This is a genomic window from uncultured Lamprocystis sp., from assembly GCF_903933125.1.
Classification (GTDB): domain Bacteria; phylum Pseudomonadota; class Gammaproteobacteria; order Chromatiales; family Chromatiaceae; genus Thiodictyon.
Map to the genome: position 1 here is coordinate 1 of NZ_CAIZIZ010000286.1, position 14,481 is coordinate 14,481.

General features: G+C 65.8%; 13 protein-coding genes and 1 pseudogene. 6 read left to right on the forward strand and 8 right to left on the reverse strand.

The window, feature by feature from the left end:
• Positions 1-253: 253 nt before the first annotated feature.
• Together QZY03_RS13900 and QZY03_RS13905 are read left to right on the forward strand one after the other, a co-directional pair.
• Positions 254-3,310: a chemotaxis protein CheB gene (locus QZY03_RS13900; protein ID WP_295581980.1), complete on the forward strand. Its 3,057-nt coding sequence runs from the start codon at positions 254-256 to the stop codon at positions 3,308-3,310.
• Positions 3,311-3,443: 133 nt separating this feature from the next.
• A complete protein-coding gene (locus QZY03_RS13905; RefSeq protein ID WP_295581982.1) occupies positions 3,444-3,872 on the forward strand; it encodes a PBECR2 nuclease fold domain-containing protein in 429 nt (142 codons plus the stop codon).
• 175 nt (positions 3,873-4,047) lie between these two features.
• Here the strand turns inward: QZY03_RS13905 and QZY03_RS13910 are convergent, their stop codons facing one another.
• A complete protein-coding gene (locus QZY03_RS13910; RefSeq protein ID WP_295581983.1) occupies positions 4,048-4,638 on the reverse strand; it encodes a Uma2 family endonuclease in 591 nt (196 codons plus the stop codon).
• Positions 4,639-4,890: 252 nt separating this feature from the next.
• Between QZY03_RS13910 and QZY03_RS13915 the strand changes: the two genes are divergently transcribed.
• The 3 genes from QZY03_RS13915 (at position 4,891) to ruvC (ending at position 6,636) form a co-directional block, all read left to right on the forward strand.
• On the forward strand, positions 4,891-5,124 hold the full coding sequence (locus tag QZY03_RS13915) for a hypothetical protein (protein WP_295581985.1): 234 nt from the start codon (positions 4,891-4,893) through the stop codon (positions 5,122-5,124).
• A 183-nt stretch (positions 5,125-5,307) separates the two neighbouring features.
• Positions 5,308-6,060 (forward strand): YebC/PmpR family DNA-binding transcriptional regulator, encoded by a 753-nt coding sequence (locus QZY03_RS13920; protein ID WP_295581987.1) that lies wholly within the window; start codon positions 5,308-5,310, stop codon positions 6,058-6,060.
• 12 nt (positions 6,061-6,072) lie between these two features.
• The gene (ruvC, locus tag QZY03_RS13925; protein WP_295581988.1) at positions 6,073-6,636 is read left to right on the forward strand and encodes a crossover junction endodeoxyribonuclease RuvC; all 564 of its coding nucleotides are present in this window, start codon (positions 6,073-6,075) and stop codon (positions 6,634-6,636) included.
• 200 nt (positions 6,637-6,836) lie between these two features.
• Here ruvC and QZY03_RS13930 read toward each other — a convergent pair whose 3' ends face one another.
• Entirely contained in the window at positions 6,837-8,480 is a 1,644-nt protein-coding gene (locus QZY03_RS13930) for a PAS domain-containing sensor histidine kinase (RefSeq protein ID WP_295581990.1), read from the reverse strand.
• A 182-nt stretch (positions 8,481-8,662) separates the two neighbouring features.
• Here QZY03_RS13930 and ruvA point away from each other — a divergent pair, with 182 nt between their 5' ends.
• Entirely contained in the window at positions 8,663-9,292 is a 630-nt protein-coding gene (gene ruvA, locus QZY03_RS13935) for a Holliday junction branch migration protein RuvA (protein ID WP_295581992.1), read from the forward strand.
• Between the two features lie 202 nt (positions 9,293-9,494).
• Here ruvA and QZY03_RS13940 read toward each other — a convergent pair whose 3' ends face one another.
• The 6 genes and pseudogenes from QZY03_RS13940 to QZY03_RS13970 form a co-directional block, all read right to left on the reverse strand.
• Positions 9,495-10,229, reverse strand: coding sequence for an LrgB family protein (locus tag QZY03_RS13940; protein ID WP_295581994.1), 735 nt, complete (start codon positions 10,227-10,229; stop codon positions 9,495-9,497).
• On the reverse strand, positions 10,222-10,587 hold the full coding sequence (locus QZY03_RS13945) for a CidA/LrgA family protein (protein ID WP_295581996.1): 366 nt from the start codon (positions 10,585-10,587) through the stop codon (positions 10,222-10,224). The genes QZY03_RS13940 and QZY03_RS13945 overlap by 8 nt, the downstream gene beginning before the upstream one ends.
• Positions 10,588-10,749: 162 nt before the next feature.
• A complete protein-coding gene (locus tag QZY03_RS13950; protein WP_295581998.1) occupies positions 10,750-11,370 on the reverse strand; it encodes an RES family NAD+ phosphorylase in 621 nt (206 codons plus the stop codon).
• A gap of 67 nt (positions 11,371-11,437) precedes the next feature.
• On the reverse strand, positions 11,438-12,112 hold the full coding sequence (locus QZY03_RS13955; protein WP_295581999.1) for a hypothetical protein: 675 nt from the start codon (positions 12,110-12,112) through the stop codon (positions 11,438-11,440).
• A gap of 234 nt (positions 12,113-12,346) precedes the next feature.
• A pseudogene (locus QZY03_RS32095) lies at positions 12,347-12,673 on the reverse strand (thrombospondin type 3 repeat-containing protein); the annotation flags it as partial.
• Between the two features lie 627 nt (positions 12,674-13,300).
• The gene (locus QZY03_RS13970; protein ID WP_295582001.1) at positions 13,301-14,041 is read right to left on the reverse strand and encodes a hypothetical protein; all 741 of its coding nucleotides are present in this window, start codon (positions 14,039-14,041) and stop codon (positions 13,301-13,303) included.
• Positions 14,042-14,481 lie beyond the last annotated feature (440 nt).

Genomic DNA, 14,481 nt, shown 5'->3' on the forward strand with positions numbered 1-14,481 from the left:
GGCGGTTGGCTCATGGTGAACGATGATTCCTAACGCCCTAGTGACCGATGTTTTTTTGTGTCAGTTTTGTAGGGTGGATAAGCGCAGCGCATCCACCATCAGCCTCGCCGCCGGCACGTTGCCGCCTGCGGCCACCCAAATTTGGAACTGCCGACATTGCCTGTACCAGCCAAGGAGCGACTCCCTGTATTATATACGCTGGAGTCCTGAGCTGTCAGGCTTTCCCCAATACCGGACGCCCAGGAGCCAGTATATGCCTAAAAAAATAAAGACGGACGAGTCGGCACCGAACGCGGCGCCCCAGGCGGCCCCTGAAACCCCGGCGCCCGCTCTCGTCGATGAGGTCAGCGCCGCGCCCGCGGTGAACTACCCGGTGGTCGGCATCGGCGCCTCCGCCGGCGGTCTGGAGGCCTATCGGCTGCTGTTCGAGGAGCTGCCGTCGAACACCGGCATGGCCTTCGTCCTGGTTCAGCACCTGGACCCGCAGCACCCGAGCCTGCTGGCTGAACTGATCGGGCGCGCCACCCGCATGCCGGTGGTGGAGGCCACCGATGGCCTGGCCGTGGCGCCGAATCGGGTCTACACCATCCCGCCCAACGTGACGCTGGGGATGCTACACGGGCGCCTGCAGGTGCTGGAGCGGGTGATCGAGCGCGGGCGTCACCTGCCGGTGGATGAGTTCCTGCGCAGTCTGGCGCAGGACCGCGGCAGCCAGGCGATCGGCGTGGTGCTCTCCGGGACGGCGTCGGACGGCACCGCCGGGCTTGCCGCCATCAAGGCGTCCGGCGGTCTCACCTTCGCGCAGGATCAGGCGAGCGCCGCCTACTGGGGCATGCCGGGGAGCGCGGTGGCGGCCGGCTGCGCCGATCTGGTACTGCCGCCGCGGGAGATCGCGCGGGAGTTGGTGCGCCTTGCCGCCCATCCGCTGTTGCGTCAACGCGCGATACCGGAGCCCGACCTCGGGGAGGATGCCTCTCAGGCGCTCGCCAAAGTCTTTATGCTGCTGCGCGCGCGTACCGGCAATGATTTCGCGTACTACAAGCAGTCCACCATCCGGCGGCGCATCCGCCGCCGGATGCTGGTTCACAAGCTGGAGCGACTGGGCGACTATGTGCGTTACCTCCAGAACACACCGGCGGAGCTGGACGCGCTCTTTCATGACCTGCTGATCAACGTCACCGGCTTTTTTCGCGATCCGAAGACCTTCGAAGTGCTGCGCGACATAGCGCTGCCGCGCATCTTCGACGCGTGCGCGGCGAGCGCGGCCCTGGCGACCGGCGGGGGGGGGGCTGGGCGCCTGCCCCAGGTGCGTATCTGGGTCGCCGGCTGCTCGACCGGGGAGGAGGCGTATTCGCTGGCCATGACCCTGATCGAGAGCGCCGATGAGCGGGAGTGCGACGCGGGGCTGATTGGCACGTTCCAAATCTTTGCCACCGACATCGATGAACAGGCGATCAGCGTGGCGCGTCGCGGCGTCTATCCGGAACGGATCCAGGCGGAGGTCTCCCCGGAGCGGTTGCGGCGCTTCTTTTTGAAGGTCACCGGCGGCTGGCAGGTCAGCAAGGCCCTGCGCGATCGCTGTGTGTTTGCCGTGCAGAATGTTGTGAAAGATCCGCCGTTCTCCCGACTGGATCTGGTGTGTTGTCGCAATGTATTGATTTATCTTGGTCCGATGCTGCAGAAGCGGGTCTTGCAAATGTTCCACTATGCCCTGGAGCCGGAGGGTTACCTGATGCTCGGACCCTCCGAGAGCATCGGGACTCAGGCCGATCTGTTCGCCCTGGTGGATCAGCCGGCCAAGCTCTACACCAAAAAGTCCGTGGCGTCGCGCGAGGGTTACAACTTCAAGCCGCGGACCCCCTACCAGGACGCTCTGGTGGAGCTGCCCCCGCCGCGGTTGGGAACGCCGGGCCGCAGTCCGCAACAGGAAGCCGAGGAGTTGATCCTGGCCCGTTTCAGCCCGGCCGGGGTGATCCTCACCGCCGACTGGGAGATTCTGCACTTTCGCGGTCAGACCGGGCGCTACCTGGAACCGGCACCGGGGGCGGCGAGTCTCAACCTGCTCAAAATGGTCCGCCGCGGGCTGTTCGTTGCGTTGCGTGCCGCGCTCCTGCAGGCGCGTGACTCCGGCGTCCCGGTCCGCAAGGCCGGGGTCCGCTATCGCAGCAACGGCAGCGAAGCGCAGGTCGATCTCCAGGTGTTGCCGTTGCACGCGGTGGCCGGCGGGACGCCGTGCTTTCTGGTGCTGTTCGAGGAACCCGTGGCACCGGCCGCTCCTGAACCGGCCCGGCCGGCACCCGGTGTCGCCGAGGGCGCGGCCAATGCGGAGCGGGACGACTATCTTGCGACCCTGGAGCATGAACTGACGAGCACCCGCGATTACATGCAGTCGGCGATTGCCGAGCAGGAGGGAACCAACGAGGAACTGCGCTCCATGAACGAGGAGATCCAGTCCGCCAACGAGGAATTGCAGAGCACCAACGAGGAACTGGAGACCGCCAAGGAGGAACTCCAGTCCACCAACGAGGAACTGGCCACGGTCAATGAGGAACTGGAGAGCCGTAACGCCGAGCTGGCCGCCGCCAACAACGACATCAACAACATGCTGGCCAGTATCAATCTGCCGATCCTGATGCTGGACAATGAGTTGCGCATCCGCCAGTTCACCCCCCAGGCGGAACGGCTGCTGAACCTGATCGGCACCGACCTGGGCCGGCCGATCAGCAATATCAAACCAAACATCGAGGTGCCGCGCCTGGAGGAACTGGTACGGCGGGTGATCAACAGCCTGGAGGTCGAGTCACTCGAGTTGCAGGACAACGCCGGTCACTGGTACGCGGTGCGGCTGCGGCCCTACAAGACGCTGGATCACCGCATCGACGGGGCGGTGATCACCTTCATGGAGATCGACGAGATCAAGGAGGCGCGGCGCCTGCGCGTGACCCTGGCGGATGAGCGGCGGCTGGCGGCCCTGGTGCGCGATGCGGCGGACGCCATCACCGCGCAAGGGTTCGACGGCGGTATTCTGGCCTGGAACCCGGCCGCGGAGCGGTTCTATGGGTATCCGGAGGCCGCGGCGCTGGCGCTCAACATCCGTGAGCTGATCCCCGCGGACGCCTGGCCGGAGCATGAGCGGATGTTGGAAGTGCTGCGCGCCGGTCAGCCGATGGAGCCCTACCGCACCCGTCGCCGCACCCGCGCCGGGCGGGAACTCGCGGTCTGGCTGGTGCCCACGGCGCTGCTCGGGGCTGATGGCAAGCCCTATGGTTTGGGGACGACGGAGCGGGTGTTTGACGAGGGTGAGACCTGAGCGGCGACGGCGTGTGACGTGCTATGCAGGCCTTGATGTGCGGAGCCGGGACGGGTTTCGTAGTGCTAATGGACAAATGCCGACGCCGCGGCAACTGTCGGGATTGGAAAAGTTGTCCCCGTCGCTTGACGAAATGGCGCTGTTTGCCCGCTTCATGCGCGAGTTTGGTATAGAGACGCAGGCGCGCGTCGAGTTCACCGATGTCATCGGCAATCGCCTGGAGATCGACCGGAATCTTTTCCTGAACCTTAAAGGACAATGGAAGATCATGAAGGGTGAGCGGGCTCAATGGCTGCTCTATACCGCCGCCAACATCAAGTGGCCGGATGAAATCTGGTTGGAGCCTGGACGGTATGGTGGGCTGGACAAACTGCATTACCTAAGCCGGTTCGAAGTTGGTCGCGGCGGACGACTGGCCTGCGTCGCCGTTTTTGAGCGCGGTCCGGAACTGCAGGGGGTCTGGGCGGGGAGAACGAACTACGCTACGACCCGCGACGATGGCTACATTGACAGCAAGCGACTGAGCGACCGGCAATTGCGGTATTGGAGGTGGGAGCGATAGAGGGGCGTCTCTACCGTCCGGGCTTGCGACTGGTGGCTCACGTCCCGAGGTCGCCGCAAACCGTTACATTTTAAGTATACCAGATATCGAAGGCGAGGACTGGGGCACAGGTCAGCAACAGCAATTCCAAATTTGGGTTGCATCGCGCGACCCTGTTGAACCTTGCGAGCGGCCTTCAACTGTCGGTGGGTTCGACCGCCGCCGGCCCCGGCACCTCGAACACCTCCCATAGCGGGATCTCGACCCCTTCCAACAGGGTCAGACTAAGGGTTTCATCGGCGGCGAAGACGGCGCCCTTGTCGTATCCGTCCGCGCCCAGGAGGAACCGTATGGCGTACTGCTCCAACGGGTCGACGACCAGATACTCACGCACCCCGGCCCGTTCGTAGAGTGCCTTCTTATCGCGCAGGTCCTTCGCCGAGGTTCCCGGTGAGAGGACCTCGACGATCAGGTCCGGGGCACCTTCGATATGGCTCGGAGTGATCTTGCAGGGGTTGCAGACCACCAGGATGTCCGGCTGGACCACGTCGGACTCCGAGAGCTTGACATCGGTGGGGGCGACCAAGGGTCGACAAGGTCGCCCCCGGAGTTGCTGTTCCATCCGGCTGAACAACCGACCAACGACGTCCTGGTGTTTGATCGAGGGTGCGGCCGACATGGCGTATGCCAGCCCATCGATCAGTTCCCAACGCTCGTCGTCGGGCCAGGATCGGTAGTCGGTCCAGGTGAAACGATCCGCGGGCTGCGCGGGCGCGGGTGAGGACATCGAACGCCTCCGATTGGGTGGTGTTCACCGGTCGCGGGGTCGCACGCGGATGCGGCGCTCCGAGTCCGGGCGCCTGACGACGCCGGACAGAGGTTCATCGTAACCGTGGCCTGAGATTGCGGGCAATCACCCGCCACTGGCCAGCAATTGCCGCCCTTGCGTACGTCGCGCCGGCCGTCGAAGATGTCGCGAATCGGTTTGATCATGACACTCGCCGTCAAAAGCGGCAACTCGGCCGCAGCGGAAGTTACTATGGGACTACCTGAATTTGCTATTTTCGTTCCCACGCTCCAGCGTGGGAATGCCATTCGGCCGCTCCAGCGGCGCGTCGGCCGACCGGACGCTGGAGCGTCCGGACTTGCTCCCACGCTGGAGCGTGGGAGCCAGAAGATGGACTTGGGGTTGGTGGAGCGCACGGTGAGCGGGGCCGTCTGTTGTCCGTACGGTGATATCCATGTGGACATGCACCTGCGCGAAGCGGTTTGAGCCGGGTGCGCGCCGATGGTGGGCCATTTGCCGGATGCGCGCGATCTGCACAAACCCGACACCGCTGTGACGCGCTGCCGGTAGAATACAAGGTTTTTCCATCCGCGACCGGCGCGACGCAACCCTTGAGGCCACTGCGGCCCCCGCGCACCGGTCGCGTCAGCATTCCAGGAGATCACACCGATGGCCGGTCACAGCAAATGGGCCAATATCAAACACCGCAAGGCCGCCCAGGATAAGACCCGCGGCAAGGTCTGGACCAAGCTGATCCGCGAGGTCACGGTGGCGGCCCGTGCCGGCGGCAGCGGTGACCCGGCCTTCAATCCGCGCCTGCGTCTGGCCGTGGACAAGGCGTTCCAGGCCAACATGCCGCGCGACACGGTGGAGCGCGCCATCAAACGCGGCACCGGCGGCACCGAGGGCGAGGACTACGAGGAGCTGCGCTATGAGGGCTATGGCCCCGGCGGGGTGGCGGTCATGGTCGACTGTATGACCGACAACCGCAACCGCACCGCCGGCGAGGTGCGCCACGCCTTCACCAAGTACGGCGGTAACCTGGGCACCGACGGCTCGGTGGGCTATCTGTTCACCAAGCAGGGGGTGATCAGCTTCCAGCCCGGCACCGACGAGGATCAGGTGATGGAGGCGGCCCTGGAGGCCGGCGCACTCGATGTCCTGGTCAACGATGACACCTCACTGGACGTCATCACCGATCCGGACGAATACAGCGCGGTCAAAGATGCACTGACTAAGGCCGGGCTCGACACCGAGGTCGGCGAGGTCACCTTCAATGCCTCGACCAGTGCCGAACTGGATCTGGACACCGCGGTGCGTCTGCTGAAGATGGTCGACGCGCTGGAGGAGTTGGACGACGTGCAGGCGGTCTACCATAACGCCGATATCGCCGATGAGATCATGGCGGCGATCGATGACTGAAGCGCGCGTCCGGTGAACCCCCAAAGCCTGCCACCGCCGATTCCCGCCGCGGGAAACCTGCGCCACCGCATCCTGGGGATCGACCCCGGTTCCCGCATCACCGGGTACGCGGTCATCGACACCGATGGTCAGCGCAGCGTGCGGGTGGCCAGCGGCTGCATCCGGGTCGGTGAGCACCCCTGGCCCGACCGTCTGGGGCTGATCTTCGATCGCGTGGCTGAGATCGTGGCCCTACATCACCCGCATGAGATGGCGGTGGAGCAACTGATTTTCGCCCGCGATCCGACGGCAGCGCTCAAGATCGGCCAGGCGCGCGGGGCTGTTCTGTGCGCCGGGTTGAAGGGCGGAGTCACCGTCCATGAGTACAGCCCCAAGACCGTCAAGCTCGCGGTGGTCGGCACCGGCGGCGCGGAGAAAGCGCAGGTCCAGCACATGGTGCGTATCCTGCTCGCCTTGCCGGACGAGCCGGGGGAGGATGAGGCCGATGCGCTGGCCATCGCCCTGTGTCACGCCCACTCCATGGGCATCCCGGCGCGTAAACGTGCGGCCGCGTCCTGGCGGGATTGGCGGCCCTAACTAAACCGCGCCCGGCGCGGTATGCAATGTTTTTGGATGGGGTCGGCCTGGGCAGACCCGACAATGGCTGGAGCTGGCGCGGTTTAAAATAAGTTTTGAAGAGGATAGCGTTCGCACCTGATATCCAGACAGACCTTCGTGTAGGGGCGGGTTTGAAACCCGCCCCTACGTCCGGTTATCACGTCCCAAGGCTATAACGGTCAACGCTCCAGCACGCCGATCAGCGTCGTTAGATCCATTGGCTTACACACAAACGCGTCGCAGCCGGCCGCCAAGGCACGCTGTCGATCCTCGTCCTGACCGTAGCCGGTGAGTGCGACCAGTCGCGCGGCTCGCCCGGTCTCGGTGGTGCGCAACCGGCGCGCGACCTCATAGCCGTTCATGCCCGGTAGCCCGATATCCAACAGAACCAGATCGGGTTTAAGTCGCTCGACGACCTCCAGCGCGGCCAGGCCGTCATGCACGGTTTCCACCTGTTGATCCAGGCGACGCAGCAGTGTGGCGCAGGCCGTCGCCACATCCCGATCGTCGTCAACGACCAGAATGACGTGCGGTTTGATGCGCCGATCAGGGCCAGGCGCCGGTATGGCCGCGACGGTTTGCGCGAGCGGCAACTGGACGGTGAAGGTACTGCCGGCACCGAGGCCGGGGCTGATCGCCTGCACCTGTCCGCCGTGCAGCTCCACCAGGCCTTTGACGAGCGCGAGCCCCAAACCCAGACCGCCGCGGGGGCGGTCCAATGACTGTTCACCCTGGAGGAAAGCGGCAAAAACCTGCGGCAGCAGGGATGCGTCGATGCCGCTGCCGTGGTCGCGCACCTGAAGCCGCGCCGCACCGTTCGCCGTGTCCAGGCTCAGGAAGACGGTGCCGTTTGGCGCACTGAACTTGGCGGCATTGCCCAGCAGATTGACGATCACCTGGGTCAGGCGCTCCGGGTCACCGTCCACTGGAACGGGCACCGGCGGGAGCGCGGAATTCAAGTGCTGACGATGGGCTTCAAACAGCGGGAGCGCCTGCTCCATGGCCCGTTCCACCGCTTCGCGAAGATCGAAGCAGTGCCGGTGAAGCGCAAATGTTCCCCGGTTGATCTGGGCGACATCGAGCAGGTCGTCTACGAGCCGGACGAGGTGCTTGACCTGCCGCCCCAGGAGTTCGGCTGCCCAGGCGACCTGGACCGGCGTGGGCGCCAGCGCCAGGACAGCCGCCACATGACAAATGGGGGAGAGCGGATTGCGCAGTTCATGCCCCAGCATCGCCAGGAATTCGTCCTTGTGCCGGTTGGCATCGCGCAAGGCCCGCTCGGAGCGGAGTTGATCGGTGATGTCGGAGAGGATCACGCGGCAGGAGAGCGGGGGCGCCCCCGTCAGACGCGGATTATCGCGGCGGATCGTCAGACGCAGGTCGCGCCGGTTGGCCGGCGCGCGTCCCAGACTGACCTCAATGGACTCATCCTCACCCGTCGACAACACCCGTTCGAGGCTGTTGAGCACGGCGCGGCCGTCCCCTGGACTCAGTCGTGTCCCCAGGAACCCGCCCTCGCCCCGCGCCCGCTCCACCCCCAACAACTGGGCGGCGGTCAGGTTCATCTGAATGATTTCGCCCAGGCGGTTGACGGTCGCATAGGCCACGGGGGCAAAGTCGTAGAGGTCGGCGTAGCGATCACGGGATTCCTCCAGTGCCTGCTGAGCCTCCCGCAGTTCGCGGTTCTGGAGTTCCAATTCGATCTGATGGATCTGGAGATCCTGGACCACCCGGCCGGAGTCGGTAGAATCGCGTGCCTCCCGGCGCAACACGTCGAGCAACTCACGCAGAATGCCGTCTGTTTGGTCGCCGAGCCGAGCCATAAGGGGGGATCCGCAGGCAAACGTGATTGGGTCTCTGCCCATTCTAGCGCCTCTCGGACTGACGCTGATAACTACTTGAGACTTGGGGGTCTGGAAACGACCGCAAGAGATCAGTTGATGGGTCCCTGAGCCCCGAAATTTCAAAGATTGGCAATCATGATTAACAGAACAGGATGGCAACGATGATCGGCAGGCTCAAAGGGGAAATCATCGGCAAGCGCCCGCCGCATCTGCTGCTGGATGTGAACGGGGTCGGCTACGAGCTGGAGGCCCCCATGTCCACCTTCTACGACCTGCCGCCGGTGGGCGGGACCGTGACCCTGGTGACGCATCTGGCGGTGCGCGAGGATGCGCATTGCCTGTACGGCTTCGGGCGGGAACGGGATCGCGACCTCTTTCGGGCGCTGCTCAAGGTGTCGGGGGTGGGGGCCAAGATCGGCTTGGCCATCCTCTCCGGCATGGACGCGGACCGCTTTGTGCGGTGCGTCGAACAGGAGGACATCACCGCCCTGACCCGCATCCCCGGCATCGGCACCAAGACCGCGCAGCGGCTGGTGGTCGAAATGCGGGATCGACTGGACGGCATCGGTGCCGGGTTCGCGGTTGCCGCCGCGCTGCCCGGTGCGGCCGGCGGCGGCGCGGCTGCCGTGCCGGGCGGCGCCCCGAGCGCGTTGGCCGATGCCGTGAGCGCCCTGATCGCCCTGGGCTACAAGCCGGCGGATGCCAACCGGATGGGCCGCGCTGCCGACGACGGCGCCAAGACTTCCGAGGAGATCATTCGCAGCGCGTTGCGGGCCGTCAATGTGCCATAGCGGTAGGATGGGCAGAGCGAGTTTGGGCAAGAATTCCTTGTAGGTTGGGCTGAGGAACGAAGCCCAACGAGCAGCCAAACGTAAGGCGCGGAAATGTTGGGGTTCGTTCCTCACCCCAACCTACGGCATTGCGATGTTTTCGGGTTCGGAGCGAATACGTTCACAATCTCGATAGCGATGCCCATCCGGCCGGTGCGTGCCGTCAGTCACCCACCAACCCGATCCACCGCAGCAACGGCGGCAGTAACAGCGCGGTGACAAAGGCCGACAGCGCCATCGCCAGACCGGAGAAGGCGCCCATGACGGGGCTGACTTGGAACGCGCGGGCGGTGCCGATGCCGTGGGAGGTCAGACCCATGGCGAACCCCTTGACCGCGTCATCGCGAATTCGCAACAGTCGCAGGAGCCCGGTGCCGAGCACGGCACCGACGATGCCGGTGCTGACCACCAGCACGGCCGTGAGTGATGGCAGTCCGCCGAGCTTTTCACTGATGCCCATGGCGACCGGCGCCGTGACCGACTTGGGGGCCAGCGAGATCAGGGTCTTGGTGTCCGCGCCAAAGAGCGCGCCGAGGGCGACCGCGCTCAACGCGGCGGTGGTCACCCCGGCCAGCAGGGCCGCCAGGATCGGCAGGGCCAGGGTCTTGAGCCGCTCGCGCTGGCGATAGAGCGGGATGGCGAGTGCCACGGTCGCGGGTCCGAGCAAAAAGTGCACGAACTGGGCGCCGTCGAAATAGGTCTGGTAAGGCGTCCCGGTGAGTTGGAGCAGGGCAATCAGCAGGCCGACGGCAATGGCGACCGGGTTGAGCAGGGCGTTCTCCCGGCCCAGCCGGTAGATTTTGAGCGCGATCAGGTAGCAGACCAGGGTGGCGGTCAACCACAGCAGCGGCGAGGCTGCCAGATAGACCCAAATCTGGGTCAAGGGGGCGTCAGTCATGGCTGCCGCCGCGGCGCCAGGCCAGCAAGCGCTGCATACCCGCCATGGTGACCGCGGTCACCGCGAGCGTGATGAGTGTGCCGAGGACCAGGGCGGCGGCGATGGCCGGCCATTGGTCGCGCACCCGTTCCCAGTGAACCAGGACCCCGACCCCGGCCGGAACGAACAACAGCGAGAGGTGGCCGAGCAGGGTGTCCGCGGTCTGCGCGACACGCTCGGAGACGCCGCCGCGCAGCACCAGCCAGGCGAGCAGCAGCAACATCCCAAGCACGGGCCCCGGTACGGGGAGCCCGGAGACCAACACCAGGACCTCCCCGGCGAGTTGGCAGGACAGAATCAGGGTCAGTGCCTCAAGCAACTTCTTGTCTCCTGGTAGGCAGGTAGCGGTTGCCCGTGGGAGCGGCCTCCGGCCGCGACGGGGTCTCGCGGGATAGCGAACGTCGGATTATACCGCGGCACCGCATCGCGGCCGCACGATGGCCGGGCGGGGTGGTTGTGGATGGGATACATCGGCATTCGCTCAAACGAGGCCCCAACCCTGCGCGTCGAGGATGTCCAGGATGTCTTGGCCGGTCGCGCTGCACCGCCACTGCGCCAAGGTGCCAAGGTCCTCCTCCTCCAGGCGGTCCCGGCAGCGATCAAAGAGCGCGGTGTTTTCGCGGTCCGGCAGCAATCGGGAGGGGTAGAGGATGCCGTCGAGCGCGGCCGGCGCATCATAGACCCAGCGCGACCAGCGCTGGGGGAGCGCATAATCGACGGTCGCCAAGAGCCTGACATCCAGATTGAGCGCCGCCAGCCCGGCCCCCTGCAACAGGCCCAGGTGGAGCGCCGCGCCGGTCTTGATGCGATAGAGATGGCGCTCGGTCAACTCAGTCACGGTCACAAATTTATCCGTGGCCGGCGGATATTGTTCCGACACGTCGTGGCCGAAGGTCTCGGCGAAGGCGGTCGCGGGGGCGTCGGCGAGGTAGAGCACGCCGTAACTGTCGAGCGGATCGTTCCAGCGGGCAGCGGCACCGGTGGAGAAGTGGAGGGCCGTCCCATAACGGCGATGGCCGATGCGGTACCAGACGGTGCCGGCCGCCAGGCGGCGCGACTTCAGCTTCCCATGACCGTCAACGGGCGGCGGGCCAACGTTCATCGCACCCCAGACGGCGCGCAGACCGGGGCCGCGACCGCGGGGTCCGCGGTTGCCGCCACCGGCTGGCTCATCGCGCCACCTGGATACCGAACTGGCGCGCTTTGCGCGCCACCAGGGCGCCGAACGCCGGGTCGCCGGCACGCAGAGCGGCGATCGGGGTCGCTCCCGTCACCGCGTCCAGGTCCCGATCCGGAGTCAGGAAGAAACGGACCTTGGCCGGTGCGCTTGCGGTTTCTAGCAGCGCCAGCACGGCGTCGAGCCCGGCGACGGTGCGGTTGGCGTCGGCATCGAACTGAAAGGCTGGATAGACCCCGTGCTCGCCCTGCGGCAACACCAGCAATTTGCCCCGGGCGGCGCGCTTGCGCACCGCGTCCGGCGTGATGCCAAGCAGCGCCGCGACCTCGGTGGCGGTGTAGACGCCCCCCGCACGCTCCAGCAGTTGGTGCAAGGCCAATTGCCCACGCAGGCGCAGCCGGGTCTCCTTGGACGCCAGCGGGTCGGTGCGCAACGCCCGCATCATGAGTTCGGCCAGCAAGGTCTGGTCGTCCTGGGCGAGCAGGTCCAGATCCCGACCGGCCGCGCCCAGCGCCTCGGACATGCCGAGCAGTTCCCGCATGAAGGCCGTGGTGGCGCGGGCGAACAGTGCCGCGGCCTCCGGTTGGGAACCCAGGCGGGCCTGGGCCTCGTGGACGCAGTGCGTCAGGCGCGTCGCGGCATCGCGGGGAAGTCGGTCGGTCAACATGGTTCGATACGATGGCTTGTCCTGGATGCGTTAGTATAGTGGACAAACACGAACGCCGGCGGCGGAGTCACGCGCCCCGCCCTTGGCGCATCGGTGAGAACGGCTCTTCATAATCATCTTCATAATCAATAGGTGTCTGATCTGTCGTGGGGTTCTCTCGACTGGCCATGACACGGCAGGTCTCGGACGGCTCCATCACCCGCGGCTTGGCCGGCTGGGCAAACCCAGGTTCCCTCAGCGCAGGATGGCCCGCCACCCACCACGGCTTGGCAAACACTGCCAGCAGAAGTCCTCGTTGTCGCAGGCGTTGCCGATCCGGTCGTGGTCGGTATCGGCCTGGTCGGGGTTGGCGACCAGCGGGCAGTTGTCCGTGGTGTCGAGTACACCGTCATTGTCGTCGTCCACGTCGGTCGCATCGGGGATGCCATCGTTGTCGGTATCCACCGGCGGTGGGCCGTCGCAGCGATCGCCCAGGCCATCGCCGTCGGAATCGGTCTGGTCGGGGTTCTTGATCGCAGGGCAGTTGTCCGCGCTGCCGGCGACGCCATCGCCGTCAGGGTCCTGAGCGGCGCCCACGGTGAATTCGGCCGTGACGGGAAGAAAGGTGACCTCGCGTTGCTGGGCGCGGGACCAATACTTGCCGGAGAGGGCGATCACCTGGGAATCGGCAGCTACGGCTCCCGCGGCAACCTTGAAGGTCACCCCGCCCACGGCGCCGGAGCCGGCCCTGGGCTTGAAGCCATCCAGATAGACCCGGGTTCGGGCACCGCTGTCATCGACGCGGTTCAAGTCGGCGGCGGGGACGAGCGGTCCAAATGGCGTGGCAGGGAAGTAGCCGCCGCGGGTGAACCAAGGGGTCGGCGGCAGGGGCGGCGCGGCGTTGGCCGGCAAGGCCAAGGTTCGCCCGCTGGCGAAGCTTAGTTCCAGGCTGAAGGCCTGCACGTCCGCGGGGTTGCGGATCTTGACCACCGCCGTCGTCACGCCATTGGCCAAGGCCGGGCTCACCGTGAGCGACAGGGCCTCGCCCACCGCCCGGGCCTGGGTGGCGCAGGTCGCACCCAAGAGCCAGAGACCCCCGAGGAGAAGCTGTTTGATCCGCTTGCCGTTCATGATACTTGCCTCGTTGTCGCCTTGGGCCTTCAGTCCGATCTAACGCACTCGATGGGGGTCGCACGCGCGTCCCGGCCGCTAGGGTTGCCCCGCCTGGTATGCGCGCAGGGCCTCTTGCAGGCGCTGCTCCGCGTTGGTGCAGTTCGGCCCTGGTGGGTCGCCAACCCGCAGGTTCGGATTGGACCCGTGGAACAGGTTGAGCGCGGCACTGAGATCGCTGAACTCGATGGCTGTCGGGTCGCTGCCCCCGGCGCGGATCTCGTTCAAGTCCAGGCAACCGTCGCTGTTGCGGTCCGCCCCGCTCGCCGTCGTCACCGGCATCGGTTTGACCAGCAGGAAAGGCCCGGTGATGGTCAGCGTGTTCGCGGTCAGGCCGGTGACCGTCTCGGTGTAGGTTCCGGACAGGGAGGCCCCGCCGTCGCGCACCGTCGCCGTGCCCAGGGACAGCCTGCGGGTCACCGTCTTGCCACTCACCTGGGTCTGGAAGGGATCATGGGACGTCAAGGTGAAGTCGGTTTGGCTCAGATAGCCCGACACCCGCGGCCCCACCGCTTTGCCGTTGACCGCCGGGATCGTCGGAGGAACCGCGGGGAAGAGCAGCGTCTTGTCCAGGTCGACAAAGCTCGTCGCCTTCTGGATGGCGGTGCCCGTCACATCCAGGTAGAAGGCCAGATCGACGGTCCCGATGCTGGCCGGTTGGGCGATGTTGGCGGTGCCGTAGTAGAAGCCGGTGAGGGGGTTCGCGGTATCCGCCGCGGCGGGGCATGACGCGACGACGGCGCAGCACGCGGCCAGCATCTTCAGGGTTCGGTTGATCATCTGCTTGTTGCCTGCGTGGGATTGACCATTCACATCACTCGTTCACTCGCATCTCGTTTCGAGGCCCTGCGCGGGAATGCCGTCTCGGCCGCTACAACACCCGATCTGGCGACGCGACGCCAGAGCGTCACGGTTTGCTTCCACTCTGGAGCGTGGAAGCCAGAGCAGGTTGGGGTGAGGAACGAACCCCAACATTCCCGGCCACCGAGGGTTGGGGTTCCTTCGTCACCCCAACCTACGGACCTACGGACCTGTGGAGCCCGGCCGGTGTAGGTTGGGGTGAGGAACGAACCCCAACATCCCCGGCCACCAATCGTTGGGGTTCGCAAGCTCACCCCAACCTACGGTCCTACGGACCTGTGGAGCCCGGCCGGTGTAGGTTGGGGTGAGGAACGAACCCCAACATCCCCGGCCACCAATCGTTGGGGTTCGCAAGCTCA

What these genes read in the sequence shown, in the direction of transcription:
- QZY03_RS13900 (WP_295581980.1), top strand. Translation starts at nt 254, where the DNA reads ATGCCTAAAAAAATAAAGACGGACGAGTCGGCACCGAACGCGGCGCCC.
- QZY03_RS13905 (WP_295581982.1), top strand. Translation starts at nt 3,444, where the DNA reads ATGGCGCTGTTTGCCCGCTTCATGCGCGAGTTTGGTATAGAGACGCAG.
- QZY03_RS13910 (WP_295581983.1), bottom strand. Translation starts at nt 4,638, where the DNA reads ATGTCCTCACCCGCGCCCGCGCAGCCCGCGGATCGTTTCACCTGGACC.
- QZY03_RS13915 (WP_295581985.1), top strand. Translation starts at nt 4,891, where the DNA reads ATGGGACTACCTGAATTTGCTATTTTCGTTCCCACGCTCCAGCGTGGG.
- QZY03_RS13920 (WP_295581987.1), top strand. Translation starts at nt 5,308, where the DNA reads ATGGCCGGTCACAGCAAATGGGCCAATATCAAACACCGCAAGGCCGCC.
- QZY03_RS13930 (WP_295581990.1), bottom strand. Translation starts at nt 8,480, where the DNA reads ATGGCTCGGCTCGGCGACCAAACAGACGGCATTCTGCGTGAGTTGCTC.
- ruvA (WP_295581992.1), top strand. Translation starts at nt 8,663, where the DNA reads ATGATCGGCAGGCTCAAAGGGGAAATCATCGGCAAGCGCCCGCCGCAT.
- QZY03_RS13940 (WP_295581994.1), bottom strand. Translation starts at nt 10,229, where the DNA reads ATGACTGACGCCCCCTTGACCCAGATTTGGGTCTATCTGGCAGCCTCG.
- QZY03_RS13950 (WP_295581998.1), bottom strand. Translation starts at nt 11,370, where the DNA reads ATGAACGTTGGCCCGCCGCCCGTTGACGGTCATGGGAAGCTGAAGTCG.
- QZY03_RS13955 (WP_295581999.1), bottom strand. Translation starts at nt 12,112, where the DNA reads ATGTTGACCGACCGACTTCCCCGCGATGCCGCGACGCGCCTGACGCAC.
- QZY03_RS13970 (WP_295582001.1), bottom strand. Translation starts at nt 14,041, where the DNA reads ATGATCAACCGAACCCTGAAGATGCTGGCCGCGTGCTGCGCCGTCGTC.